This is a genomic window from Mycobacterium sp. 852002-51971_SCH5477799-a (genome assembly GCF_001667145.1).
Classification (GTDB): domain Bacteria; phylum Actinomycetota; class Actinomycetes; order Mycobacteriales; family Mycobacteriaceae; genus Mycobacterium.
The window spans coordinates 36663-61968 of the sequence record NZ_LZIF01000103.1; the positions used below are offsets into that span (position 1 = coordinate 36663).

The window sequence follows — 25306 nt, forward strand, 5'->3', positions numbered from 1 at the left end:
CCGATAAGCACGTCCGTCCCGGCCCTACCTGATACGGGGGCCGGCCCCAATTAGGAGATAGTCGCATGCCCAAGCCCACCAAGGGACCTCGCCTCGGCGGGTCGTCTTCGCACCAGAAGGCCTTGCTGGCCAACCTGGCCACGTCGCTGTTCGAGCACGGCCGAATCAAGACGACCGAGCCCAAGGCGCGTGCGCTGCGGCCGTATGCGGAGAAGCTGATCACGCACGCGAAAAAGGGTTCGCTGCACAACCGTCGAGAGGTGCTGAAGAAGATCCGCGACAAGGACGTGGTGCACGTCCTGTTCGAGGAGATCGGTCCGTTCTTCGCCGACCGCAACGGCGGTTACACCCGCATCATCAAGGTCGAGCCGCGCAAGGGCGACAACGCGCCCATGGCGGTGATCGAGTTGGTGCGGGAGAAGACGGTCACCTCCGAGGCCGATCGCGCTCGCCGGGTGAAGGCTTCAAAGAAGACCGACGCTCCTGTCGCGGCGGCCGCGGCGCCTCAGGCTGCTGTCGAGCCTGAGGAAGCCGTCGGCCCGACGGCCGAGGAAGCCACGGCCGAGGCCGAGCAGACCACGCCCGAGACCGAGCCGACCAAGGCCCAGGCGGAGGCGGAGGAAAAGGCCGAGAAGGCCGTCGCCGCGAGGGCCGAAGCCGAAGCCGCCGAGGCGAACGACGAGGCTGACGAGAGTTAGCGACGACGTCCGTCTGCGGCTTGACATCGCCTACGACGGAACAGGTTTCGCGGGCTGGGCCACTCAGGCCGGCCAGCGTACCGTGGCGGGAATTCTCGACGAGGCGCTGACGACCGTCTTTCGTACGCCGGTGCGGCTGCGCGCGGCGGGACGCACCGATGCCGGGGTCCATGCCACCGGCCAGGTGGCTCACGTCGACGTGCCGGTGGACGCGCTGCCGAACGCCTATCCGCGTGCACCGCACGTGGGTGAACCCGAGTTCTTGCCGCTGCTGCGGCGGCTGGGCCGGTTTCTGCCCGCCGATGTCCGGGTCGTCGATATCACCCGCGCGCCTGAGGGTTTCGACGCCCGGTTCTCGGCGCTGCGCCGTCACTATGTGTACCGCATCTCGACGGCGCCCTGGGGTGTGCAGCCGCTGCAGGCCCACTACGTCACCGCGTGGCCGCGCCCGCTGGACGTCGAGGCGATGACCGCCGCATCGCGAGACCTGTTGGGATTGCACGACTTCGCCGCGTTCTGTCGTCATCGCGAGAACGCCACCACCATTCGCGACCTGCAGCGACTGGACTGGACCCGCGACGGGGACCTGATCACCGCGCACGTCAGCGCCGACGCGTTCTGCTGGTCGATGGTGCGCTCACTGGTCGGCGCGTTGCTGGCCGTCGGCGAACATCGCCGCCCCGTCTCCTACTGTCGCGAATTACTCAGCGCCACAGCACGATCCAGCGACTTCGCCGCCGCGCCCGCCCACGGCTTGTCGCTGGTCAAAGTCGACTACCCGCCCGATGATCAGCTGGCCGCGCGCAACCTGATCACCCGGGATGTGCGCTCGCGCGACTGAGCGGTCACAGCCTGGCGGCGACGAAGTTTGCGGCCTGATCCACCAGCCCGGAGTCGATGTAAGAAGGCTGCAGATGCGAAGGCCAATTCAGGCCACTCGCCGAGCAGATCGGGTCGCCCTTCGCGCACACGTCGATGGTCTTGGCGGCGAACGCCGGGTCGAAATCGGGAACCGGGTCGAGGACTTTGCGGGTGCCGTTACCGAACAAGGCGACCGCCGCCACCTGCTGGTCCAATGCCGGCGGCAGCGGGTTGGTGAATCCGAATGCCGGTTGCGTCACGGCGACGACCAGATCGGCGGAAACGGCGCCCAGCGAGTAGCCGCCGAGGACCTCGCGGGTGCCAGGGCAGGTTCTCGCCATCTGCTGGACGTGCGCGCTCATGTCGTTGGCGCCCTTGGCCGGGCTGACATCGGCGGGATAGTTGACGCCGTAAACCCCCACCGGCATACGCACCTTGGCGCGCAGGGAATTGACGAATGCGGCTCCGACGTAACCGACGCCGGGTGGCTCCTCGCGACCGCGGGCGAAAACCACTTCGGCACCCGGGCATTCCGCCGATGCGGCCGGCGCGGGGAGCGTCGTGACCGCGAGGGCGAGAAGCGATGCCACGGCGATGGACGCGGCACCAGCCGTGCCGCACCAGCGCTGACTCAAGGTCAGACCCTGCCCGCGACGAAATTTGCGGCCCTGTTGGTCAATCCGGGCACGTAGCTCAGGTGCGAACTCCACTGCGTGCCGCCCGAGCAGATCGGGTCCCCCGGGTTGCACAGGTCGATGGTCTTGCCCTCGAAGTTGGGGGACAGGGCGCTCATGAGCTGACCCGCCCGGCCGGACGGATTACCGAACAGGGCGACCGCGGCGACGTGGTCGGCGGCCTGGGGCGGCAACGGCTGGCGGTAGCCGAGGGCCGATATCGGTGCGGCCGTGACGATGTCGACGACGGCGGCGCCCTGGGAGTAGCCGCCCAGCACCAGTTTGGTGTTCGGACAGTTGACGGCCATCTGCTGAAGGTGGGTGCTGGCGTCGTTGGCACCGTTGGTGGCGGCCAGAAAATCTTTGTTGGCCGGATAGTTCACCGCGTATGCGCCAACGCTTTTGCGGGTCTGCTCGCGCAATGCGCTGACGAACGCACCGCCCACCTTGCCGACGCCGGGTGGCTCGTCGGTGCCTCGGGCGAACACCACTTCAACGCCGGGGCACGACGCCGACGCATGCGGAACCAATTGGGGAGCAATCAATAACGCGCCCGTCACGCCGACTCCGATGCCCAGCCCGAACGGGATAAGCCTCACACAGCGATGTTAAGGGGGCGTTGATAACCCGACGGTAACGATTTAGACGAGAGGTGCTTGCGGTGCGTCCGTAGCCGGCGCGGGCACCGCTGGCCCGGGGGCCGGACCGGGGCCGGGACCGCCGTGGATCGATGGGCCCGACCCGGGCGGGTTCTGCCCGTAAACCGGCGACTGCTGAGGCCCGTAGCCGGGGGTCTGCGGTCCGTAGCCGGGGCCCATCGGTGGGCCGAACGCGGGCGCCTGCTGGCCGACACCGGCCGCCGCGAGTTTCTGCGCGACGAACGCCGCCGCCTGGGTGGTGTAGACGGGGACGTAACCCTCGGTGTGCCCGCTCCACTCGTTGCCCTCGCCCGCGTGACAGATCGGGTCGTTGGGGTTGCAATAGTCGGCGGCCTTGGAGCCCAGCATCGCGCTCTTGGTGGGCAGCGACCCTCCGGCGCGGTCGGCCACGTCACCGAAGGTCACGACGGCGGCGATGTTGTTGGCGTACTGCGCGGGCAGGGTGCTGCCCCAGCTGATGCCGCCGATCGGCACGCCGGCCACGATGTCCATCACCGAGGCGCCCTGGGAATAGCCGCCCAGCACGATCTTGGTGTTGGGGCACTTCTCCACGCTCTTCTTGACGCGGTCGATCGTGTCGTTTGCGCCGTCGCCGCCGTGCAGCTGCAGCTTGCTGGCGGCGTAGTTCACCCCGTAGGGCAGGATGTTCAGGCCGCCGGTCTGCTGACGCAGCGAGTCCACGAGTGCGTCGCCGACGCGGCCCAGGCCGGGGGGCTCGTTGGTGCCGCGGGCGAAGATGACCTCGACGTCCGGGCAGTCGTCGGCGGAGGCTTTGGGTGCCGCGGCGGGGGTTGCGACCAGGCCAGCAGCGATAACCAGGGCAGAAACACCCAGGGTGATCAGATGGCCCGCTGACCGCGCGGTGCCCGCCCGACGGGTACGTACACGGTGAGTTCGCACCGGGCGATTTTACCCAACTCGTGGTGCGCCGAAAAGCCGACGACCTGTGGATAGCCGCGGTGGCGCCCCGAAGCGGCGCCCTACCGTGGTGGTTAACGGAACCTCGACGTCAGGAGATCAGGTGCCGCGTCGGCCGGCCATGTGGCTGCACGTCAGCGCTCACCGGTATTTGCTGCGGCGCATCGAAAGCGCATTGCTTGGGGAGGAGGACCGGGCCGGGTTTCGCTCGAGCCCGCGTCCGATGACGTTCGGGTGCGTGGTCACCGCGGTTGTGGTGGCCGGCTGCGCGCTTCTCGCCGTGCTGCGGCCCCATGTGGCTCTGGATCGCGCGCAGATCCTGGTGAGTCCGGAGTCGGGTGCCCTCTTCGTCCGGGTGGGCGACGTGTGGCATCCGGTGCCCAACCTGGCCTCCGCCCGGCTCATCGCCGCGACGGCCGCCAACCCGCAACCGGTCACCGAGTCCGACCTGAACACCACCAAACGCGGCCCGCTGCTGGGTATCCCGGGCGCACCGCAGTTTCTCGGCAGGCCGCTGCCTTCAGAGGATGTGGGTTGGTCGATATGCGCTAGCACTGGCGCTAGCACCACGACCGTGATCATCGGCCGCCGCTCCGAGACGTCAGCGGTGCACCGCGTTCCCACCGGGCAGGCGATCCTGGTGGCCACGGCTTCCGGTTCGCCCGCCTACCTGCTCTACGACGGCCACCGGGCGATGGTGGACCTCGACGATGCCGCCGTGGTGCGCGCGCTGCGCCTCGAGGGCGGCACGCCGCTGCTCGTCTCGCCGGCATTGCTGAATGCCGTGCCGGAAGCGCCACCGATCGCGCCGCCGCGGATCCACGGTCGGGGCGCCACGACGCCCGGTTTGCCCGGATTCGCGGTCGGCAGTGTGCTTCGCATCACACGCGCCGACGGCGACGAGTACTACGCCGTCCTAGCCGCCGGAGTGCAGCGGATCGGCCAAGTGGCCGCTGACCTACTGCGGTTCGACAACCCGCAGGAAACCGCGAATCCTGTCACCGTCGCGCCCGACGCGATCCGGGCCGCTCCCGTCGTCGCCGAGCTGCCGGTTGGCCTTTTTCCTGACCGGGCGCCTGCGCTCTCCGAGCCGGCGGGTACCTTGTGCGCCGCCTGGGAGCAGGTGCGGCCCGGTCAAAGCGACGTCGTGTTCCTGGCCGAGAGCCGGCTACCGATCCCGTCCGGCCGAGCGTCAGTGGCATTGGCGCAAGCCGACGGCCCTGGCCCCGCGCTGGACGCCGTGTACGTACCGCCCGGCGCAACCGCCTACGTGCGGGCGGGTGACAGCGGCGGTACCCGCTATTTGATCACCGACAGCGGCGTCCGGTTCGCCGTTCACGACGACGACGCCGCGCACGCCCTCGGGCTTGACGATGCGGGCCCGGCGCCGTGGCCGCTTCTGACGCTGTTGCCCGCAGGACCTGAGCTGAGCCGACAGAACGCATCAATCGCGCGCGATGCGGTCGCCGGCTCGCCGTAGGCGACCCCTGATCGCCCCGGCGGCCAGAGTGAGAGCCAGCGCAACCAGGCATATCGCGGCTCCACGCAGAGCGGTCTCCCGCGCGCGAGAATCGCGCGGATGGCTCGGCGGCGGCGCGCTGATCGGCACGGGGGCCTTCGCCGGGCCGGGACTGTTGGCGGGCGGGCCCGTACCGGTGCTGACCGCGGCGAGCGGGTCGATCGTGCCATTGCCGACGAGGGGATCCCAGCCGGCGGGCGGATGATGCGCGGTCGTCTCGATGCGCTGCATCACCTGGCGGGCCGTCAATGCCGGGAAGCGGGCCCGGATCAGCGCGGCCAGTCCGCTGACCACCGGGGCGGCATAGCTCGTGCCGGATACCGGTTCCGGCGCAAGCGATGTCACCGCCTCACCCGGAGCCGCGACATCCACCCAGGGGCCGGCAACGGTGAATGCCGACGGCGCTCCGCCGACATTCACCGAGCCGACGGTCAGCACGTAGTCGTCGTACCACGCCGGACTCACGGCGACTGTGATGGTCTGCCAGGTCGCGTCGGCCCGCTGCGCTGGACACTGTCCCGCGCCCGAATTGCCGGCCGCGGCCACGACGACGGCGTTTTTGACGTCGACGGCGTAGGCCAGTGCCGCGCCCAATGCGCGGTCGTCGAGTGCCGAAGCCGCCGGCGCGCATGCAACCGATGAAATGTTGATCACCGAGGCTCCCAGATCGGCCGCTGTCCGAACGGCCTTCGCCAATGTGTCGACGTCACCGACTCCGGTGCGGGACCGGTCGCCGGTGGGGCCGAATTTCGCGCTGGACTGGCGAATGCTGATCAACGTGGCTTCCGGTGCCATCCCGCTGAAGCCGTCGGCCTTGGAATCGGCTGCGGCCGCGATGATTCCAGCCACCAGTGTGCCGTGCGCGTCGCAATCCTGCGTGCCGTCGCCAGTGGACACGTAGTCGCCGCCCGGCACTACATCGGGCAGCCGAAGGTGTCGTGAGATTCCGGTGTCGATGACCGCGACCCGCTGTCCGGCGCCGCGGGTGAGTTGCCAGACCGCCGATAGGTCGCCAAGTCGCCCTGGCTGGTTGCGGCCCGGACCCGAGTCGACCGTCACCGTCGCGCAGATTTCGCGTTGCACGGTCGGCCCCGGAGGTGCCGGTAAGGCGGGCTTGGGCAGCCAGCTGTCATCGATCTTCGGCGGTGAAAACGCGTGTGCTGTCGGCATTTCCAGCGCAGCCGCCAGTGCCAGCGCTGCTACCGTCAACAGCCGACCGGCCGCGCAAAGACTCATCACGTGAGGTTCAATCCCCGGACGGCGCCATAGAGGCCGCCTATCCAGCAGGTCAACGGAACCATTGCGGTCAGCGCCGACAACTCCAGGAGCCCGACGCTTCGGCGCACGACGGGCGAGGCAGGCCGTGCAGGGCCGACGAAGCCCAGGTACATCGCCACGGCGACGGCCATTATCGTAACCGCCGCGATACAAGGGCCAGGCACCGGCGAGCGCGCGGCCGCGACGCCGAAGGTGGTTGCGGCAACCAGGATCCCGCATGTCGCGAACACCAGCATTCTTCTCGTGTCGGTGGATCGGGAGCGCAGCAGCAGTAGTGCACCGGTGAGGATGCCGAAGGCGATGCATGCCGGGCTTGGTGCGTCGGCAAGCACGGTGACCACGGCGCCCAGCGTCGCCGATGCCGATAATCCGGCATGCAGGCTTGTCAACCACCTGTCGGCGCGGACCGCTTGCAGACGCGTTCTCGCATCGCTCGGTTCGATCTCCGTCGCCTCCGGTGTCCCCAGTTGGGGCGACAATCCGGCCAACGCGATCGATGCGCGTGCCGCCATCGATAGCAGGCCGACGGATACCAACGCAGCGGCCGAAGCGACGACGCGCAGTGGCGCCGCGCTGACCACGCCCACCAGTCCGGCCGTCGAGATGAGGACGGCGCAGCTCGCCACGGCGGTCGATGTGACCACACCGCAACCCGATAGGCGCACCGCGACGACCGCGGTGACGCCGGCAGCCGCCGCGGCCAGCAGCACATTGGGCATGCCTGGCGCGCCGGGCACCGTCACAAAGCCGGCAACCGCCGCGAGCGCCGTAGCGATAAGGCTCAACGCCAGCCCGGCGGTCTGGTCCTGATAGCGGCGGTGCGCGACGGCCGCCAGAACGACGGCGAGGCAGCCGGCCGCCACCAACCCGGTGACCGTAGTGGCGTTGGCTTGGCTATCGTTGCTGTGCAATGAGTTTCGCACGATCGTCAGCCCTCCGACGGCGGACCAGACGATCGCGGCCGCCGCCGCGATGAGGCGGACAGGGCGCGCGTGTGAAGTGCCGCCGCTCGGCTCGGCCGCCGCGTCGAGTGTGGCCGAAACGGTCTCCGCCACATCGAAGTAGCGGGGATCAGGCAACGGCGGGGCGCTCCGGCTCAGCATCAGGATTGCGCCATCGCCGATGCCGTGCTGCGCCAACGTCATCGACGGATCCAACGCGGCTGCCCCGGGCAGCGATAAGCGGTAGCGCCAGGCCTCGTCGTCGAGATGGTCAATCCTGAGGATGTCGACGACCGACGGAATCAGCACGGCGACAGGGATTCCTGCGGGCAGGGTGACGTCGACGAGGGCAGCGTCCCCGTGCACTGAGACGCGTCGCAGCCCGGTATCGAATGCAGGCAACAGCGAACCCTTCCGTTGGACTGCAAAGAACATAGCCAGTTCCGCACAGCCCGGTATCCGGTTGTGCACAGGCGACTTGCCCCCGGTATCGGTGCTCCTTAGCGTCGTCGAACGGGAAGGGGATGAGGTGACCCAAGCTGTCGTGCCGGCGGAACCGCGGCTGCCGGCGGCGGACATCGTTGTCGAGCCGCCGCCGGACATCTCGCCGCCGACAGTGCCGGGCGCACTTGCCCGGCTGCTGCCGGTTGCGCTTTCTCTGGTGGGCATGGGCGTCATGGCCGCGATGTTCACCGCTGGGACTGGCGCGGCCCGTAACCCCATGTTTCTGGCCTTCCCGGCCATGATGCTGGTTTCCAGCGTGGTGACGGGGCTGACGGGCCGCGCGCGCAGGCAAGGCGGTAGCGTCGATGCCGACCGCGATCATTATCTGAGCTACCTCAGCGCACTGAGCCGGTCCGTGTCGGAAATCGCTGTGGCACAACTGCGGTCAGCGATCGGCCGCCATCCCGATCCCGACACGCTATGGACATTGATCGGTGGTCCGCGGATGTGGGAGCGGCGACCAACCGACGCCGACTTCGGCGTCGTCCGGGTGGGCATGGGAACCCAGCCGCTCGCCCGCCGCTTGATCGGCCCGCAACTTCCGCCGGAGGAACTCCGCGATCCGGTCACCGCCACGGCGCTCACGCGCTTCTTGCATGCGCGCTCGACGGTCCGCGCTCCAGTCACGATCGGCCTGCGCGCCGGAATACGCGTGACGATCGACGGCGATCGAGCCGAGGTGCGCGGCCTGCTGCGCGCGATGCTTTGCCAACTTGCCGTGCTGCACCGACCCGACCAAGTGCGGATCGTGGCGGCTGTCGACGACGAAAATCGCGAGCACTGGGATTGGCTGAAATGGGTTCCGCACAATCAACATCCGGTCGACATCGACGAGGCGGGCCCGGTGCGGATGATCTACCCGAGCATGACGGAAGCTGAGCAAGCGCTCGCCGCGGTCCAAGGACCCGAAGCGGTGTTGGTCACGGACCTGGCCTCGGGTATCGATTCGATCGTCGGCGTGACCACGATCGGAGTCGGCACCGGCTGCGACGGCGACCCGCTGACGATCCGGTCGCCCGCCGATCCGGCACCGGGATGGTGTCCCGACCTGATGGCGCCCATCGACGCGCTGATATGTGCGCGCCGACTGGCCGGACACCACCCGGGCACCGGTCGCCCGGGCGGTGCTGAGCCGAATTGGCCACAGTTGATGGGGCTTTCCGATCTGGACCGCCTGGACCCCGCCGCCTTATGGCGTCGCCGACGAGACCGCGACCGACTTCGGGTGCCGATCGGAACCACCGTTGGGGGCGCACCACTCGATCTGGATATCAAAGAGCCGGCCGAAAGCGGGATGGGCCCACATGGGTTGTGCATCGGTGCCACCGGCTCCGGCAAGTCTGAGCTGTTGCGCACCATCGCCTTGGGCATGATGGCGCACAACCCGCCGGAGGAGCTCAACCTGCTGCTTATCGACTTCAAGGGCGGCGCAACGTTTCTCGACTATGTGCACGCCCCGCACGTGGCGGCGGTGATTACCAATCTGGCCGACGACGCGCCGCTGGTGGCACGGATGCGCGCTGCCCTTTCCGGTGAGATGAACCGCCGCCAGCAGCTGCTGCGGACGGCGGGTTGCGCCAGCGTCGCGGCATACGTACGGGCCCGCGGTGTCAGAAGGTTGCCCCCGTTACCCACGCTGTTCATCATCGTCGACGAGTTCTCCGAGCTGCTCAGCCAGCATCCGGATTTCGCCGACACATTCGCCGCGATCGGTCGCCTCGGCCGGTCGCTGGGCATGCACCTGCTGCTGGCGAGTCAGCGACTCGATGAGGGCCGGCTACGCGGGCTGGAAGCCCACCTGTCGTATCGAATGTGCCTGAAGACGCTGTCGGCCAACGAATCCCAGACCATATTGGGTAGTCTGGACGCATATCGGCTGCCGAGCGCCCCTGGCGGCGGCTTCTTGCGCATCGGCGGCGGCGAACCGATCCGCTTCCAGGCCACCTTGGTTTCGGCGCCGCTGCCGACGAACCCGTCGACCAGTGCGCAAGCTGTGGCGGCACGAACGGTGCGGCTGTTCGGCACCTGGGTGACCGGAGCGGTCAGCCGCGGCACCCAGCTGAGCGAATCGCCCGGACGAACCATCTCGAGTGCAGTCCTGGACCGCCTGACTGGCACGGGGCCGCCCGCGCATCGTGTTTGGTTGCCCCCGCTGGGGAGGGCGCCGGCGCTGCACGCCATCCTGGCCGACGCCGCGTGCGCGCCGGGTGGCCTCGCCGTCCCCATCGGCATCGTCGACCGGCCCTTCGACCAATGCCGGACACCGCTGGTGGTCGACATGTCCGGAGCCGCGGGCAATCTGGCGGTCATCGGTGCACCCCAATCGGGGAAGTCGACGGCATTGCGCACACTCACTACGGCCTTGGCGGCCACGCATCGCCCGCACCAGGTGCAGTTCTACTGCTTGGATTTCGGTGGTGGGGCGTTGTCGGTGGTGCGCACGCTGCCGCATGTGGGCGCGGTCGCGGGTCGGGCGGAGCCGCGTCTGGTCGGCCGGATAGTCGCCGAATGCGAGTCGGTCGTCCGTCGCCGTGAAGCCTTGTTCCGCGAGCATGGCATCGCGTCGATCGCCGAATACCGACAGCGGCGGCGCGACATCCATGCATCCGATGATCCGTTCGGCGACGTCTTCCTCGTCATCGACGGCTGGGCGAGCGTCCGCCAAGAATTCGACACACTCGAGGAGCCGGTCACCGCGCTGGCGGCTCAGGGGCTTTCGTACGGCGTGCACGTGGTGTTGTCCGCATCGCGGTGGTCCGAGGTGCGGCCGTCGTTGAGGGATCAGATTGGCACGCGTATCGAGTTGCGGCTGGGTGATCCCGCCGATTCCGAAATCGACCGCAAGGCGGCCCAGCATGTTCCGCATGACATCCCGGGTCGTGGCCTTTCCCGTGAAGGCCTGCACATGGTGATCGCCTTGCCCATCGCCGAGGTGCCCGGTGGCGAAGCGGTTGCCCCGCCGATACCGCTGCTGCCGGAGCGCGTGGAGCACGAGGATGTGGTGCGCCGGTGGGCTCCCGAGTCGGGTACGCGGATACTGCTCGGTCTACGGGAGCGCGAACTGAAGCCAGCCGCAGTCGATTTCGAACGGTGCTCGCATCTCCTCGTTCTCGGTGACAACGAGTGCGGGAAGACCGCGACGCTGCGGGCGTTGTGCCGGGAGATCGTCCGGACGACGACGCCCGCCCAAGCCCAGGTGCTGATCGTCGACTTTCGGCGCAGGCTGCTCGGTGTCGTCGAGTCGGAACATCTGCGCGGTTACGCCATGTCGCCCGCCGCCCTGACTGCGTCGCTGCCCGATCTGCTCGAGTCTCTACAGGCGCGGATGCCGCCACTCGACGCCAGCCAGGCACAGTTGCGCAGCGGTTGTTGGTGGTCTGGACCGGAGCTCTACGTCATCGTCGATGATTATGACCTGGTGGTTAGCGCGGCAGGTAATGGCCTGGCACCGATCGTCGAATTCCTGCCGTACGCAGCAGATTTGGGATTGCACATGGTTATCGCTCGCCGCAGCGGCGGACTCGAGCGCGCAATGTTCGAGCCGATGTTGGCGCGTCTGCGCGACCTCGGTTGCGCGTCGTTGATGATGAGCGGGTGTCCCACGCAGGGTGCATCGTTGGCTTCCACGGCACCGCTGCGATTGCCGCCGGGTCGCGGCGTACTGGCCACTCGGGCCGGTGAGGAGGAGGTTGTCCAGGTTGCGTGGAGCCCACCATGAGCGAGCACCCCGCAATCGTTGAAGCCGGGCCCGGCGCGATCCGGCGGATATGTTGCGGCGCACGTTTCGTCGCCGACGACGAGATGGCCAACATCGTTCGGGCGGCACTCGATGCGATAGACGACCGGGTGGCGCTGGTAGGGGAACGGCCGGCGGCCGTAAACGCGCTGTGGGAAGCAGCGTTGCGATCAGCAGCCCGGGGGCACTGCGACGGAATGGTCGTCGTGCATCCGTCGTGGTGGCCAGCGTCGCGCGTGGGTGTGGTGAGCGAGGCCGCCACGACCGTGTCGGGTCGAACGCGGACGCGATCGTCGCTGCTGAGGCAGGCGTCTGCGTCTGGCTCCGCACCGGAGGCGACGGTGGTGATCGAAATCGCCGAGCGGCTGGTGGCGATCACCGCAACCGAAGTCACGGCTGTACCGCGCACGGCCGAACCGCGGTCCGTCGCCCAGGACGTTGCGGACGTCGTTGCGGCGATGGCGCCCGAAGCCGTGCTGATCGACACCCCAAGCACCGTGGCCGGCGCGCCGGCGCTGGCGGCGCTGATCGCCGACGCGGTACGCGGTGGCGGAGAAAACATCCCAGACCTGCTCGAAATAACCGACATTCGGCTCGGCCGCCTTGCGCGGTCGACCTACCCGGCTGCCGCGGAGCCGTCGTCGGCGGCCGCCCTCGCACATGCCACCGACCGACCGCGCGGCAGGACGCGCAGCGGGCTCGTGGCGGCCGCAATCGTGATCGCCGCGGCGGCGCCGACCGCAATGACGATGGGCCGATCCGGGGTGGTGGCGCCGAAGGCGGTGGAAACCGCGCCCACAACAGTTTTGGTGGAAGGCGGGGTGACGTTGTCGGTGCCGGCGACGTGGTCGGTGCAGCGGGTGGTGAGCGGACCCGGCTCGGCCCGGGTGCAGGTCACCTCGCTGACAAATTCCGACGTGGCCTTACACATCACCCAGTCACCGGTCGCCGGTGAGACGCTCAGTGGTACCGCCGAGCGGCTGAAGCACGCGATCGATGCCGAGGCCCCGGGGGTGTTCGTCGACTTCAACCCGTCCGGAGCCAGAGCCGGGCGCCCGGCGGTGACTTACCGCGAAGTGCGCCCCGGTCATGACGTGCACTGGGCCGTCCTCCTGGACGGCCCGGTTCGGATCAGCATCGGTTGCCAGAGCCGGGCCGGCGACGAAGACGCGGTCCGCGATGCCTGCGATCAGGCGGTGCGATCCGCACACGCGATCGGATGAAAATTCGTGGAACCGAAGGACCGCGCCGGGGGTCGTATTTGGTATGGCTGCATCGAACACATTAAGCACCGATCTCGACCTGATGCGGTCGGTGGCGGGTACCACCGACGCCCGCAACGAGGAGATCAGGGCGCTGCTGCAGGCGTTCGTCGGCCGCATGAACGGCGTGCCGCCGTCGGCGTGGGGTGGACTCGCCGCCGCTCGCTTCAAGGACGTGATGGATCGCTGGAACGCGGAGTCGGTGAGGCTCTATCACGCCCTGAACACCATCGCCGACACCATTCGGCACAACGCGGCCGCCCTAGGGGAGGCCGGCCAAAACCATGCACACCACATCGCCGCCGCCGGCGGCGACCTGTGACGAGAGAGGACGCCCGTGGACCCGGTGCTTTCCTATAACTTCGGCGAAATCGAACATGCGGTGCGCCAGGAAATTCACTCCACGTCGGCACGCTTCAATGCCGCGCTGGAGGAGCTGAGATCGCAGATCGCGCCGCTGCAGCAGCTGTGGACCAGCGAAGCGGCCACCGCCTACCAGGCTGAGCAGCTCAAATGGCACCAGTCGGCGACGGCCCTCAACGAAATTCTGGCCGCCCTGGGAAACGCCGTGCGCGACGGTGCCGAAGAGGTGGCCAACGCCGATCGCCGGGCTGCCGGCGTCTGGGCGAGGTAGCGGCCGAAAAGACCACCGCGCGGAGGTAGCCGCGCCGTGAGACTGTGTGGTCCTGACGGGGGAGAGCCGTTGGGACCACACAGTCATTTTGACCTGCGGGGATAGCGGTCGGTAAGCTGCTCCTTTGGCGTGCGGTACGCCGGGGCCTCGGGTCAATGTCGGTCGCCGAGACCAAGCCCTCACCGCGAACGCCTGACCGGCCCCCGGGTCACTCCGGGATCCACCTCGAGAAGAAGAAGGTAAGCGCTGTGCCTACGTACACGCCAAAGGCGGGTGACACCACGAGGTCGTGGCACGTCATCGACGCCACGGACGTGGTGCTTGGCCGCCTTGCCGTCGCGGCAGCCACCCTGCTGCGCGGCAAGCACAAGCCGACGTTCACCCCCAATGTCGACGGCGGTGACTTCGTCATCGTCATCAACGCCGAGAAGGTGTCCTTCAGTGGCCAGAAGCTGGACAAGAAGCTGGCTTACCGCCACTCGGGGTATCCCGGCGGTCTGAGCAGCCGCACCATGCGCGAGCTGATGGCCAAGCACCCCGACCGTGTCGTGGAGGACGCGATCGTCGGCATGCTGCCCAAGAACAAGCTGGCCCGTCAGATCGCGCGCAAGCTGCACGTCTACGCCGGTCCGACGCACCCCCACGCCGCACAACAGCCCGTTCCGTACGAGATCAAGCAGGTGGCCCAGTGACCGAAACGACCGAGGCCTTGGAAAACCCGGAGAACCCGGAAACCCCGGAAACCCCAGAAGCCGCAGAGGCCGTCGCCGAGGTGACCGAAGCCCCGGTCGAGGCCTCTGAGACCGCCGAAGCCCCCGCTCCCGCGGCGTCCTTCGTGTTCGACCGGCCCATCCAGACCGTCGGCCGCCGCAAGGAGGCCGTGGTGCGGGTGCGTTTGGTGCCCGGCACCGGCAAGTTCAACCTGAACGGCCGCACCTTGGAGGGCTATTTCCCCAACAAGGTGCACCAGCAGCTCATCAAGGCGCCGCTGGTCACCGTCGACCGGGTGGAGAGCTTCGACATCTACGCGCTGCTGCACGGCGGCGGCCCCTCGGGGCAGGCCGGCGCGCTGCGACTGGGCATCGCCCGGGCACTGATCGTGGCCCAGCCCGAGGACCGGCCCCCGCTGAAAAAGGCGGGCTTCCTCACCCGTGACCCGCGTGCCACCGAGCGCAAGAAGTACGGCCTGAAGAAGGCCCGCAAGGCGCCTCAGTACAGCAAGCGCTGATCAGCAGTCGCTATCCGGCCACAACTTGGCATCTTGGTGCGCAAGTTGTGGCCGGTTGCGGCGTGTCTGCGCCCTGACGCGGCCCGTTTCGTTCACAAAGGAACGGGCAAGTTAGGTGCTAGCCCGACAACTGTGAGAGGTTTGGTCGCATGGGTCGACTATTCGGCACCGACGGTGTCCGTGGGGTCGCCAATCGCGAGTTGACCGCCGAGCTGGCGCTTTCGCTGGGTTCCGCGGCGGCGCGTCACCTGGCGAGCGCGCCGGCACCGGGCCGGAGGGTCGCGGTGATCGGCCGCGATCCACGGGCCAGCGGCGAAATGCTGGAGGCCGCGGTGATCGCCGGGCTGACCAGTGAGGGCGTCGACGCGCTGCGGGTCGGGGTGCTTCCGACGCCCGCGGTGGCCTACCTGACCGGCGCCTATGACGCCGACTTCGGGGTGATGATCTCGGCGTCGCACAACCCCATGCCCGACAACGGCATCAAGATCTTCGGGCCCGGCGGCCACAAGCTCGACGACGGCACCGAGAATGACATTGAAGCGCTGCTCGCCGATGTCCCTGTCGATCCCGGGCTGCGTCCCGTCGGCGCCGGGATCGGCCGGGTCATCGATGCCGAGGACGCGGACGACCGCTACCTGCGCCACCTGAGCAAGGCAAGCACGCTGCGCCTCGACGGCTTGACGGTGGTGGTGGACTGCGCCCACGGCGCGGCGTCCGCGGTGGCCCCGCGCGCCTACCGCGCGGCCGGTGCCCGCGTGATCGCGATCAACGCCGATCCCAACGGGCTCAACATCAACGACGACTGCGGCTCCACGCACCTGGAATCGCTGCGCGCGGCCGTCGTCGCGCACCGCGCCGACCTGGGCCTGGCGCACGACGGGGACGCCGACCGCTGCCTGGCCATCGACGCCGGGGGCAACCTTGTCGACGGCGACCACATCATGGTGGTGCTCGCGCTCGCGATGCACGAGGCCGGCGAACTGGCGTCCAAAACACTGGTGACCACCGTGATGAGCAATCTGGGCCTGCATCTGGCCATGCGCTCGGCCGGAATCACGGTGCGCACCACCGGAGTTGGCGACCGCTACGTCGTCGAGGAATTACGGGCGGGCGACTACAGCCTCGGTGGCGAGCAGTCCGGGCACATCGTGATGCCCGCGCTGGGCTCCACCGGCGACGGCATCGTCACCGGCCTGCGGCTGATGACCCGCATGGTGCAAACCGGCTCGTCGCTGGACGAGCTGGCCTCGGCGATGAAGACGTTGCCGCAGGTGCTGATCAACGTGACGGTCGCCGACAAGGACACCGCGGCCAACGCGCCCGCGGTGCAGAGCGCCGTCGGACAGGCCGAGGCCGAACTGGGCGACACCGGCCGAATCCTGTTGCGCCCCTCCGGAACCGAACCGATGATCCGCGTGATGGTGGAGGCGCCCGAGAAGGACCTCGCTCAGCGGGTCGCCACCCGAGTCGCCGAAGTGGTCAGCGACGCGCTGTAGATTCCCCGGAACCCCACCGCGCCCGGGGGCGTCGGATAAGACATGAAATCCGTTGGGGGAACACGACCTGTAACCATCGCCCGCACGCAGATCGACCTGTCGGCGGCGCGGCGGGTCGCTAGCCAATTCGCGATGGCAGCCGAATTCATCGACCGCGCGGTATGCGACCATTTGTCCAGGCTGGCTTTCGGCGGGGGCACCGCCGGGCGAATGCACACCGCGCGCGGCGACGCGCTGCGCGTCGAGCTGGAGCGGCTGGCCGCGCAGGTGTCGCAGTGGTCGCGTGCGTCGGCCGAGATCGCCGCCGCGCTGCGGTCGAGCGCCGAACGCTACGCCGACGCAGACCTGTATGCCGCGGCACGGATCGCCTAGCCCGTGGCCGACCGACTGGATGTGGCCGCGCGCCTCGCCGAGGGCCGGGCCGCAGTCGAGCACGCCCAGACCTACGTGCAGGCCTGTCACGCGCTGGGCTACCAAAACACCGATCTGACAACGCATCCCGTGCAGGTGCGCGAGCGGTATGCGAGTGAGGACGGCCTGGACCTGCGCGTGCTGGACCGCGACTGTGCGGAGTTGCGGGCGGCGGGCGTGGTGGCGGCCGAAGCGCTGCGGATGCAGCGCGGTCAGGTGGCCGAGTTGGCCGCGGCGTGGACAGGTCCGGGCGCGGACGCCGCGGTGCAGCTGCTGCAGCGGCATTGCGACACCGGCGACGCCGTCGTCACCGAACTGCGCGCGGCGGCCCAACGCTGCGAGTCGCTGCGCGACAACCTTTGGTATCTGGTCGATTCGGAGGTGGCGACCGCCATCGCCGTCGACGACCGCGTGCGTGTTCAGCGGCCGGCATGGCTGGCCGCCGCCGCCGCGGTGCTGGCGGGGGACCGGGACGGCGCGGCCGAAGTGGTGCGCCAGCAGCTGATGCCCTACGTGGACAACGACATTCGTAACGACTGGGTGACGGCGATGCGGTCCGCCTCGGACGGCGTCGAGACGGCCTATGCCATGGTCATCGACAAGATGACCGCCGTCCCGACGGCGCGCTTCGAATTCCCGGGCGATCTCGGGGCGGGAATTGCGCCGGTGCAGCTCGCCCCGCCGGTGGACACGGCGCCCGTACCGACCGTGGATCCCGCGCCGACGTTAGCGGCCGCTGTGCCCGATCCGGTCGGTGCCGCAACGACTCCGGTGACTCCGGCACCCCCGCCGGCCGCCGCGCCGCCTGCGAATTGGGGAACCGCGCTCGGCGATGCCCTCGGCGTGCCGGCAGGCGATCTGGGCGGACTCGGCGGCGGATTCGGCGGCGGCGACCTCGGTAGCGGGCTCGGCGACGGCGACCTCGGTAGCGGGCTCGGCGGCGGACTCGGCGGTGGCGGCGGCCTTCTCGGGCTGGCCGGCCGGATCGTCGACGCGGTGGCCGGGCTGATTGGATCGACCGGTGACGGGCCGGACGGCGCGGATGTACTGAGCGACGGCGAGAATCCTTTCGACGAAACGCCTTTCGATGCAGATGATCCCGAGGACACCGTGGACGTCGCCGACGACGAGGCCGGTGCCGATGAGACCCCCGATGATCCAGACGATCCCGTCGACATCAGCCAGCCCGTCAGCGAACCTCAGCCCGGGCCCGACGACACGCCGGTCGAGGCCCCACCGCCGGCCGACACGGCGGAACCTGACGCGCCACCGGCACCGCCCGCCGCTCCCGTCGCCGAACCGGCACCCGCGGCCGGCCAAGGCTCGACGCCGTGCGAGATTGCCGCCGACCAGCTTCCGCAGGCGGGCCAGTGACAGCTCAGGGCTGCAGCTTCAGGGCTTCCTCGACAAACCGCATGGATTCGGCGCGGTCGGCGGCCAGCGGGTTCACCAACAGGGTGGTCACACCCGCGTCGGCAAAGGCGGCCATGCGTTCGGCGACGTATTCGGCTGGGCCGATCAGCGACAAGCCGCGCACCAGCTCGTCGGGCACCGCGTCGATGGCCTCCCGCTTGCGGCCGGACAGGTACAGCTCCTGGATCCGGTCGGCGACCTCTCCGAACCCATACCGCGTCGCCAGGTTGTGGTAGAAATTGCGGCCTTTGGCGCCCATCCCGCCGATGTAGAGGCCCAGCTGCGGCTTGACCCACGACAGCCGATCGTCGAGGTTGTCCCCGATGGCCAGCGACGCGTGCACCATCACGTCGAGCGGTCCGAGGGCGGGATCGCGCTTGGCGGCGCCGGCCGCCAGCGACTCGCCCCAGATCGAGGCGGCCTTGTCAGGCAGGTAGAAGACGGGCTGCCAGCCCTCGGCGATCTCGGCGGTGAGCTCGACATTCTTGGGGCCCAACGCGGCGATGCTGACCGGAATGCGTTCGCGCACCGGATGATTGATGAGTTGCAGCGATTTGCCCAGACCCGTTCCGCGATCCGCGGGCAACGGCAGTTGGTAGTGTTTGCCGTCGTATTGCACGCGTTCGCGGCGCCACACCTTGCGACAGATCTCGACGACCTCGCGGGTGCGGCCGATCGGGGCGTCGAACGGGACGCCGTGGAATCCCTCGATCACCTGCGGCCCGGAGGTGCCGATGCCGAGGCGAAATCGTCCGTCGGACACGTAGTCCAGCCCCGCGGCGGTCATCGCGAGCAGCGACGGCGTGCGGATGTAGATGGGCAGCACCCCGGACGCCAACTCGACGGTGTTGGTCTTGGCGGCCAGGTAGCCCAATTGGCTGATGGCGTCGAAGGCGTACGCCTCGGCCACCACCACGACTTCGATGCCGGACTTTTCGAGTTCGACCACGCGGTCCACGGCCTCGTGAAAGCCACCCGAGTAGTTCAGGGCGATCCCGATTCGCATCAATGACACTTACCACGCTGTAACGCGGGCCGGGATCCTCAGCCCGCAGAAGTGCCCGTCCAGTACTCCGCGAACCGTTGGCCGTCGGCGGCGAGGCGAAGGATGTCGTTGCCGGTGAACGAGACGGGACCGTCCGGACCGAGACCGGTGCCCACCCAGCGTCCGGCGACCAGGTCGCCGTCCGACAGCGGACCGATTTCGATGGCAAAACTTAAGTCCGAGAACATGCTTCGCGTTTGCTCGATGATCTGCGCGAGCTCCAGGGGTCCGCACACGTCCCGGCCGGGCCAGTGGCCCACGAAGTCGTCGGTGACGATCTCGGCCGCGATGGGCCGGCCGTTCCACAGTTCGATGATCCAGCGGTCATAGAGCGCTTGCACGGTCGACATAGAGGTCACTTACCCAATCAGCCCTGCGGCCTCACTTCAGCAGCGCGACGACCTTCTCTTCCAGGGGAATAGCTTCGGCCTCGGGGTCGATCGCATCCGTGCCCGGCAGGTGCGCTTGCGGGTCGGCGAAATCGCGGTACTTCTTGTCGCCGCCCAGGGTGTAGAGCAGGTAACCGGTCAGCAGCGCCCGAACCGACCGCTGGGTGCGGCGGTGCGCGCCACCCAGCCCCAGCACCTTCGTCAGTCGGCGGCCCTCGACGAGCCCACCGGGCTCGGCCTTGCTGACGATGCGCAGCGTCGCGGCGTCCCACGCCTCGGCCAGCGCCAACGCGTTGGAGTTCAGCGTCTTGGGATCGCCGGACGCGGTGAAGATCACCCCGGGAACCTTCAGCGTGGCGGCCGGCTGCTGGGCCGGCGGGCTGGTGACGCTGGGGAAAATCGCCGCGACCGCGGCGGGCTTGGCGGGCATCCCGGCCGCGGCGAACACCGCCGCCGAGCCGCCGAAGCCGTGACCGGCCACGCCGAGCTTGGCCGGGTGCACGCTGATCTTGCCGGGGCCCAGGCGCACGCCGGACACGATGTCCAGGGCGGTGCCGAGATCGAAGGCAAAGTTCAGCACCGAGGGAGCCAGGCCGCGCTGGGTGTCGGGAGCGCCGGCCACAATGCCCCACGACGCCAGATGCTCCAGCAAGTTCGAATACCGGGCCGCGCCTGTGAGCCAGTCGTGGCCGAACGCCACACCGGGCAGATTCAGCCCCGCCTCGGGGGTGTAGACCACGCCCGGCAGGCCGGCGAAGGCCAGGTCACCACGCAAAACCCGATGGGGGCCACGGCGGCTGAGAGCTGCGACGAGTTTGCGGATGCGGGCCACGCGTTGACGTTAGCGCATCGCAATCGGGCGCCGGGTGAGAAGGAATGCCGCCCGCCAGCCCGGCCGAGGGGCGGGGCGTTTCTAGCCCCTGACCTCGATGACGCCCATCCGCCACAGCGCTGCGTAGAGCTGGTGCAGCGGAACCGATAACAGCCTGGTGGTCATCTCCATCAACGGGTTCCCGCAGTCTGCCGACGCCTGCGGGCGCGGCCTCGGCACCGGCCGATGCGCCGGCGCCATGGGGGCGGCCACCAGATCGTCGTAGCGAACTGCGGTCATGATTGCCTCCTGATGGCGCCCGGCGGGCGGTCGCAGAAAGTTACGCATCTCAATACGACCCGTTGCGCAATTTCCGGTTAACAACCATTGACGACTTCGGTATTTGCTAGTGATTCGAATGTTAGGGCGATGTTTCCCGTAAATATCGATGCGATCGGAAACGCTGCAAACACATCAGGTGAAATACATTTCCGCCGTTTATGGCGAATAAGTGAATGGGCTCTGCGGATGGGTCCACGACGTCCACCTGGCGCCGTCCCAGTATCGCTGCCCGGGCCCTGAAGGGTCGCGATACCACCCCGGTGGCGGGCCGGCCGCCACGGGCGGCGCGGGAATGTGGCCGGCCGGCGGGGGCTGGCCGGCCAGCCTGCGTACCTGCCGGATGGCGGTCCAGTTGGAGATCAGCGCGGCCCAGTTCATCGCCAACAGCGACAACACGCTCCACCAACCGGCCACCAAGTTGTGCGTTTGCGCGCTGCGGTACGCCCGTTCGCATTGCTCGAGAGTGCCGGTGAAGGTGTAGGTGCGCTGTTGAAACATGACGACCGCACCGATGTGCTCGGTGAGCCGCAGGGTGAACTGGCGGTAGGGGTAGGTCACAGTGGGCCTTTCGCGCAGGTGGGCGGCCTAACCCTACCCGCGGAGTGCGGGGTTGGTGCGCCACCTGCACTACCCTGTTCAGAATGTGCGGAATTGTCGGCTACGTCGGGCAGCAGCCCGCCTGTGAGGTCGTCATGTCCGCGCTGCGCCGGATGGAGTACCGCGGCTACGACTCGTCGGGCGTCGCCTTGGTAAACGGCGACGGCACGCTGACGGTCAGCCGTCGTGCCGGCCGGCTGGCCAACCTGGAAGAGGCGGTCGCCGAAATGCCGGCGTCGGCGCTGACCGGAACCACCGGCCTCGGCCACACCAGGTGGGCCACCCACGGCCGCCCCACCGACCGCAACGCGCACCCGCATCGCGACGCCGCCGGCAAGATCGCGGTGGTCCACAACGGCATCATCGAGAACTACGCCAACCTCCGTCACGAGCTGGAGGCCCAGGGCGTGGAGTTCGCCAGCGACACCGACACCGAGGTGGCGGTGCATCTGGTGTCGCAGGCATACCGCCATGGCCCCACCGCAGGCGATTTCGGCGCGTCGGTGCTCGCGGTGCTGCGCCGCCTGGACGGCCACTTCACCTTGGTGTTCGCCAACGCTGAGGAGCCCGGCACCATCGTCGCCGCCCGCCGGTCCACCCCACTGGTGATCGGCATCGGCGACGGCGAGATGTTCGTCGGCTCCGACGTGGCGGCTTTCATCCCGCACACCCGCAACGCCATCGAACTCGGGCAGGACCAGGCCGTGGTGATCACGGCCGACGGCTACCGGATCACCGATTTCGACGGCAACGACGACCTGGGACCCGGGGCGTACCGCGAGTTCCACATCGATTGGGACCTAGCCGCCGCCGAAAAGGGTGGCTACGAGTACTTCATGCTCAAGGAGATCGCCGAGCAGCCCACCGCCGTGGCCGACACCCTGCTGGGACACTTCGTCAACGGCCGGATCGTGCTCGACGAACAGCGCCTTTCCGATCAGGAACTCCGTGAGATCGACAAGGTGTTCGTGGTGGCCTGCGGCACCGCGTATCACTCCGGCCTGCTGGCGAAGTACGCCATCGAGCACTGGACGCGGCTGCCGGTCGAGGTCGAGCTGGCCAGCGAATTCCGGTACCGCGACCCGGTTCTGGACCGCAGCACCCTGGTGGTCGCCATCTCGCAGTCCGGCGAGACCGCGGACACCCTTGAAGCGGTCCGGCACGCCAAGGAGCAGAAGGCCAAGGTCCTGGCGATCTGCAACACCAACGGCTCGCAGATTCCCCGCGAGTGCGACGCCGTGCTCTACACCCGCGCCGGCCCGGAGATCGGAGTGGCCTCAACCAAGACGTTCCTGGCCCAGATCACCGCCAACTATCTGGTGGGGCTGGCACTGGCGCAGGCCCGGGGCACCAAGTACCCCGACGAGGTGCAGCGCGAATACCACGAACTGGAAGCAATGCCGGACCTCGTCGCGCGGGTCATCGCGACGATCAAGCCGGTGGCCGCCCTGGCCTACCAGTTCGCCCAGTCCCCGACGGTGCTGTTCCTGGGCCGCCACGTCGGCTACCCGGTGGCGCTCGAAGGCGCGCTGAAACTGAAGGAATTGGCGTACATGCACGCCGAGGGCTTTGCCGCGGGCGAGCTCAAGCACGGCCCGATCGCGCTGATCGAAGACGATCTGCCGGTCATCGTCATCATGCCGTCCCCTAAGGGGTCGGCCGTGTTGCACGCCAAGTTGTTGTCCAACATCCGCGAGATCCAGGCGCGCGGCGCGATCACCATCGTGATCGCCGAGGAAGGCGACGACACCGTGCGCCCCTACGCCGATCACCTGATCGAAATCCCCTCGGTGTCAACGCTTCTGCAGCCGCTGCTGTCGACCATCCCGCTGCAGGTGTTCGCCGCGTCGGTGGCCCAGGCCCGCGGCTACGACGTGGACAAGCCGCGAAACCTGGCCAAGTCCGTCACCGTTGAATAGGCGCGCATAGCTCGCGCCGCTTCTTCGCCCGTATCACCGGTGGACATCCGGCCGATCCATTACATTGCCCTGGGGCAGCATTTGCGGCAGGCGGGTTGGGTTGAAGTCCGTACGGGAGGAAGTATGCGATCGGCCGGCACGAAATACGGCGTCGTAGGCCTCGTCGTCCTGATCCTCGCCGCATACGCGGTAGCGGTCGGGATGTACGCGCAAAGCGGAACTGGCCGGCGTCTTGATGTTGCCACTGCGACCGTCGACGGCGACAAGCCGTCGGCGACCATCAACGTAGAAGACATTCAGTCCAACAACAGCGTGCTTGCCGTCAATCTGGCGTTCAATCCCGGATCGGCGTTGCTGGACCCGAAAACCCACCACCTCAAGGACGATCTGAGCCTGCGCGTCAGGTCGGCCGCGATGCCTTCCCGGCATACCTGGACCAAGGGCATGCTTCCGGGCCTGATGGCCGTCCCGCTGACCATCGCCGGCCAGATCGAGCGCTGGCCCTTCGATCAATATCGCTCGGGGCCGATCGAAGTCGAGATCTTCTACGGTCCTGACACCGACCGGGCACCCGACCATGTGCCGATCACCTTCGTCGATCACCTTTCGGGGTGGCGGCTATCGGCCACCAGATCGCAGGCGGACGGTCCCTACCGACTGAACGTGCGGCGCTCGCTCAGCACCGCGGCGTTCGCGATCGTGATCCTCGGCGTGCTCATCACGATCGCCAGTCTGGCTCTGGTCGTGGCGATTCAGACGGCGCGCGACCGGCGGCCGTTTCAGCCACCCATGACGACGTGGTACGCGGCCATGCTGTTCGCGGTCGTGCCACTGCGCAACGCGCTACCCGGCTCGCCGCCATTCGGCAGCTGGGTCGATATCACCGTCATCATCTGGGTGCTGGTCGCGTTGGCGGTCTCGATGATTCTCTACATCGGCTGCTGGTGGAGGCATTTGCCGGTACCCGCCCCCGCGCCGGCGCCCACCGCTCCGGCACCGGATCCGGCCCCGGAACCGGATCCGGCGCCGGTGGATCGGGCCCCCACGCCGGCGAAGTAGCCGGTCGCGGGCGGCGTGTTTGCCGCCGAAGTCGTCCGGCGCCCCGCCGCGCGTGCGAAGGTTGATGTCGTGGCTGGTCCATCGGTTCGCGAACGAGTGCGCAGCATGACGCTGGTGGTCTGGAATTTCGTCATCAGCGCCCCGTTGACCTACGGCTGGCTGTTGGTGCTCATGATCACGACCTTCATCCAGACCCATCTCACCGGCCGGGAGCTGCACTCCGTACTGCTGCACCGCTCCACCAACATTCACGAGTTGGGCAGCGACCCGCTCGGCGTCCTGTTCGCCAGCCTGCTGTGGATCGACGGCAAAAACTTCGAGCCCTACCTGCTGCTGTTCACTCTGTTTCTCGCGCCGGCCGAACACTGGCTCGGCCAGCTCCGCTGGCTCACTGTGGGATTGAGCTCACACATCCTTGCCACCTACATCAGCGAAGGCATCCTCTACTTCGCGATCGAGGACCACGAGGCCCCGCAACGGCTGGTGCACGCCCGCGACATCGGGGTCAGCTATTTCCTCGTCGGCGTGATGGCCGTGCTGAGCTACCACATCGTCCGGCCGTGGCGCTGGGGATATCTCGGGGTGTTGTTCATCATCTTCGGTTTCCCGCTGATCACGATGGGCGGCGAATTGAACTTCACCGCGATCGGGCACTTCACCTCGATCTTCATCGGCTTGTGCTTCTACCCGATGACTCGCACGCGCTCGAAACGCAGCAGCCCATTGAGTCCCGTGCGTCTGCGGGCCATGGCGCGCCGCAATGTGCCGCCGGAGCCCTCGGCCTGATGCCGGCACCGACCGGAGCCGAAAGACCTTGAGCACCAGTTCATTCCGAGGTCACGCCGGCCGCCATGGGCGCCGGCGAACCGAGCGCGGCTGTCCCGCGCCGCGACGGCACGTAATCTGATTCCG

Annotated in this window: 25 protein-coding genes; 15 read left to right on the forward strand and 10 right to left on the reverse strand. The window is 68.3% G+C overall.

Annotation, left to right across the window (positions count from 1 at the left end; translation table 11 throughout):
* The first annotated feature begins 65 nt into the window (after window positions 1–65).
* On the forward strand, window positions 66–698 hold the full coding sequence (gene rplQ / locus A5753_RS14965; RefSeq protein ID WP_067129342.1) for a 50S ribosomal protein L17: 633 nt from the start codon (window positions 66–68) through the stop codon (window positions 696–698).
* Window positions 685–1539: a tRNA pseudouridine(38-40) synthase TruA gene (gene truA, locus A5753_RS14970; RefSeq protein ID WP_082971331.1), complete on the forward strand. Its 855-nt coding sequence runs from the start codon at window positions 685–687 to the stop codon at window positions 1537–1539. Before rplQ ends, truA begins: the two co-directional genes overlap by 14 nt.
* Window positions 1540–1543: 4 nt before the next feature.
* Here the strand turns inward: truA and A5753_RS14975 are convergent, their stop codons facing one another.
* From A5753_RS14975 to A5753_RS14985, 3 genes are read right to left on the reverse strand one after another with little or no spacing between them, the layout of a single operon-like run.
* Window positions 1544–2194 (reverse strand): cutinase family protein, encoded by a 651-nt coding sequence (locus tag A5753_RS14975; RefSeq protein ID WP_082971332.1) that lies wholly within the window; start codon window positions 2192–2194, stop codon window positions 1544–1546.
* A 2-nt stretch (window positions 2195–2196) separates the two neighbouring features.
* Window positions 2197–2832: a cutinase family protein gene (locus A5753_RS14980; RefSeq protein WP_067129347.1), complete on the reverse strand. Its 636-nt coding sequence runs from the start codon at window positions 2830–2832 to the stop codon at window positions 2197–2199.
* Window positions 2833–2874: 42 nt separating this feature from the next.
* Window positions 2875–3792 (reverse strand): cutinase family protein, encoded by a 918-nt coding sequence (locus A5753_RS14985; RefSeq protein WP_197694699.1) that lies wholly within the window; start codon window positions 3790–3792, stop codon window positions 2875–2877.
* A 121-nt stretch (window positions 3793–3913) separates the two neighbouring features.
* On the opposite strand from A5753_RS14985, the gene eccB reads away from it, so the two are divergent.
* A complete protein-coding gene (eccB, locus tag A5753_RS14990) occupies window positions 3914–5290 on the forward strand; it encodes a type VII secretion protein EccB (protein WP_067129350.1) in 1377 nt (458 codons plus the stop codon).
* On the opposite strand, the gene mycP is transcribed toward eccB, so the two are convergent.
* Window positions 5255–6565: a type VII secretion-associated serine protease mycosin gene (mycP, locus tag A5753_RS14995; RefSeq protein ID WP_067129358.1), complete on the reverse strand. Its 1311-nt coding sequence runs from the start codon at window positions 6563–6565 to the stop codon at window positions 5255–5257. The genes eccB and mycP overlap by 36 nt on opposite strands.
* Window positions 6565–7983: a type VII secretion integral membrane protein EccD gene (eccD, locus tag A5753_RS15000; protein ID WP_067129361.1), complete on the reverse strand. Its 1419-nt coding sequence runs from the start codon at window positions 7981–7983 to the stop codon at window positions 6565–6567. The genes mycP and eccD overlap by 1 nt, the downstream gene beginning before the upstream one ends.
* A gap of 94 nt (window positions 7984–8077) precedes the next feature.
* Here eccD and eccCb point away from each other — a divergent pair, with 94 nt between their 5' ends.
* The 9 genes from eccCb (at window position 8078) to A5753_RS15045 (ending at window position 18193) form a co-directional block, all read left to right on the forward strand.
* Window positions 8078–11770 (forward strand): type VII secretion protein EccCb, encoded by a 3693-nt coding sequence (eccCb, locus tag A5753_RS15005; RefSeq protein ID WP_067129364.1) that lies wholly within the window; start codon window positions 8078–8080, stop codon window positions 11768–11770.
* A complete protein-coding gene (locus tag A5753_RS15010; RefSeq protein WP_067129372.1) occupies window positions 11767–13011 on the forward strand; it encodes a type VII secretion-associated protein in 1245 nt (414 codons plus the stop codon). The genes eccCb and A5753_RS15010 overlap by 4 nt, the downstream gene beginning before the upstream one ends.
* A gap of 43 nt (window positions 13012–13054) precedes the next feature.
* Window positions 13055–13372, forward strand: coding sequence for a WXG100 family type VII secretion target (locus A5753_RS15015; protein ID WP_067129374.1), 318 nt, complete (start codon window positions 13055–13057; stop codon window positions 13370–13372).
* 15 nt (window positions 13373–13387) lie between these two features.
* Complete coding sequence (locus A5753_RS15020; protein ID WP_067129390.1) at window positions 13388–13684, forward strand: WXG100 family type VII secretion target; 297 nt, start codon at window positions 13388–13390, stop codon at window positions 13682–13684.
* Between the two features lie 248 nt (window positions 13685–13932).
* Entirely contained in the window at window positions 13933–14376 is a 444-nt protein-coding gene (gene rplM / locus A5753_RS15025; RefSeq protein WP_067129560.1) for a 50S ribosomal protein L13, read from the forward strand.
* 17 nt (window positions 14377–14393) lie between these two features.
* The gene (rpsI, locus tag A5753_RS15030; RefSeq protein WP_369829321.1) at window positions 14394–14912 is read left to right on the forward strand and encodes a 30S ribosomal protein S9; all 519 of its coding nucleotides are present in this window, start codon (window positions 14394–14396) and stop codon (window positions 14910–14912) included.
* A gap of 149 nt (window positions 14913–15061) precedes the next feature.
* The gene (gene glmM, locus A5753_RS15035; RefSeq protein WP_067129392.1) at window positions 15062–16408 is read left to right on the forward strand and encodes a phosphoglucosamine mutase; all 1347 of its coding nucleotides are present in this window, start codon (window positions 15062–15064) and stop codon (window positions 16406–16408) included.
* Window positions 16409–16450: 42 nt separating this feature from the next.
* Window positions 16451–16780: a type VII secretion target gene (locus A5753_RS15040; RefSeq protein WP_067129395.1), complete on the forward strand. Its 330-nt coding sequence runs from the start codon at window positions 16451–16453 to the stop codon at window positions 16778–16780.
* 3 nt (window positions 16781–16783) lie between these two features.
* On the forward strand, window positions 16784–18193 hold the full coding sequence (locus tag A5753_RS15045; RefSeq protein ID WP_067129398.1) for a hypothetical protein: 1410 nt from the start codon (window positions 16784–16786) through the stop codon (window positions 18191–18193).
* Window positions 18194–18197: 4 nt separating this feature from the next.
* Here the strand turns inward: A5753_RS15045 and A5753_RS15050 are convergent, their stop codons facing one another.
* The 5 genes from A5753_RS15050 to A5753_RS15070 all read right to left on the reverse strand — a co-directional run bounded on the left by A5753_RS15050 (window position 18198) and on the right by A5753_RS15070 (window position 21317).
* Window positions 18198–19238 carry an LLM class F420-dependent oxidoreductase gene (locus A5753_RS15050; protein ID WP_067129400.1) on the reverse strand — a complete coding sequence of 347 codons (1041 nt, stop codon included), beginning with the start codon at window positions 19236–19238 and terminating at the stop codon, window positions 18198–18200.
* Between the two features lie 38 nt (window positions 19239–19276).
* Entirely contained in the window at window positions 19277–19627 is a 351-nt protein-coding gene (locus tag A5753_RS15055) for an ester cyclase (RefSeq protein WP_067129403.1), read from the reverse strand.
* Window positions 19628–19658: 31 nt separating this feature from the next.
* Window positions 19659–20498, reverse strand: coding sequence for a dienelactone hydrolase family protein (locus A5753_RS15060; RefSeq protein ID WP_067129406.1), 840 nt, complete (start codon window positions 20496–20498; stop codon window positions 19659–19661).
* Between the two features lie 81 nt (window positions 20499–20579).
* Window positions 20580–20777: an Rv1535 family protein gene (locus tag A5753_RS15065; protein WP_067129562.1), complete on the reverse strand. Its 198-nt coding sequence runs from the start codon at window positions 20775–20777 to the stop codon at window positions 20580–20582.
* A gap of 198 nt (window positions 20778–20975) precedes the next feature.
* Window positions 20976–21317 (reverse strand): DUF2510 domain-containing protein, encoded by a 342-nt coding sequence (locus A5753_RS15070; protein WP_082971336.1) that lies wholly within the window; start codon window positions 21315–21317, stop codon window positions 20976–20978.
* A 143-nt stretch (window positions 21318–21460) separates the two neighbouring features.
* On the opposite strand from A5753_RS15070, the gene glmS reads away from it, so the two are divergent.
* The 3 genes from glmS to A5753_RS15085 all read left to right on the forward strand — a co-directional run bounded on the left by glmS (window position 21461) and on the right by A5753_RS15085 (window position 25180).
* Window positions 21461–23335, forward strand: a complete 1875-nt coding sequence (glmS, locus tag A5753_RS15075) for a glutamine--fructose-6-phosphate transaminase (isomerizing) (RefSeq protein WP_067129410.1) — start codon at window positions 21461–21463, stop codon at window positions 23333–23335.
* A gap of 123 nt (window positions 23336–23458) precedes the next feature.
* Window positions 23459–24394 (forward strand): DUF4436 domain-containing protein, encoded by a 936-nt coding sequence (locus A5753_RS15080; RefSeq protein ID WP_067129413.1) that lies wholly within the window; start codon window positions 23459–23461, stop codon window positions 24392–24394.
* A gap of 69 nt (window positions 24395–24463) precedes the next feature.
* Window positions 24464–25180 (forward strand): rhomboid-like protein, encoded by a 717-nt coding sequence (locus A5753_RS15085; protein ID WP_231990083.1) that lies wholly within the window; start codon window positions 24464–24466, stop codon window positions 25178–25180.
* Window positions 25181–25306 lie beyond the last annotated feature (126 nt).

What these genes read in the sequence shown, in the direction of transcription:
- rplQ (WP_067129342.1), top strand. Translation starts at nt 66, where the DNA reads ATGCCCAAGCCCACCAAGGGACCTCGCCTCGGCGGGTCGTCTTCGCAC.
- mycP (WP_067129358.1), bottom strand. Translation starts at nt 6,565, where the DNA reads ATGAGTCTTTGCGCGGCCGGTCGGCTGTTGACGGTAGCAGCGCTGGCA.
- eccD (WP_067129361.1), bottom strand. Translation starts at nt 7,983, where the DNA reads ATGTTCTTTGCAGTCCAACGGAAGGGTTCGCTGTTGCCTGCATTCGAT.
- A5753_RS15010 (WP_067129372.1), top strand. Translation starts at nt 11,767, where the DNA reads ATGAGCGAGCACCCCGCAATCGTTGAAGCCGGGCCCGGCGCGATCCGG.
- A5753_RS15015 (WP_067129374.1), top strand. Translation starts at nt 13,055, where the DNA reads ATGGCTGCATCGAACACATTAAGCACCGATCTCGACCTGATGCGGTCG.
- glmM (WP_067129392.1), top strand. Translation starts at nt 15,062, where the DNA reads ATGGGTCGACTATTCGGCACCGACGGTGTCCGTGGGGTCGCCAATCGC.
- A5753_RS15040 (WP_067129395.1), top strand. Translation starts at nt 16,451, where the DNA reads ATGAAATCCGTTGGGGGAACACGACCTGTAACCATCGCCCGCACGCAG.
- A5753_RS15050 (WP_067129400.1), bottom strand. Translation starts at nt 19,238, where the DNA reads ATGCGAATCGGGATCGCCCTGAACTACTCGGGTGGCTTTCACGAGGCC.
- A5753_RS15055 (WP_067129403.1), bottom strand. Translation starts at nt 19,627, where the DNA reads ATGTCGACCGTGCAAGCGCTCTATGACCGCTGGATCATCGAACTGTGG.
- A5753_RS15065 (WP_067129562.1), bottom strand. Translation starts at nt 20,777, where the DNA reads ATGACCGCAGTTCGCTACGACGATCTGGTGGCCGCCCCCATGGCGCCG.
- A5753_RS15070 (WP_082971336.1), bottom strand. Translation starts at nt 21,317, where the DNA reads ATGTTTCAACAGCGCACCTACACCTTCACCGGCACTCTCGAGCAATGC.
- glmS (WP_067129410.1), top strand. Translation starts at nt 21,461, where the DNA reads ATGTGCGGAATTGTCGGCTACGTCGGGCAGCAGCCCGCCTGTGAGGTC.
- A5753_RS15080 (WP_067129413.1), top strand. Translation starts at nt 23,459, where the DNA reads ATGCGATCGGCCGGCACGAAATACGGCGTCGTAGGCCTCGTCGTCCTG.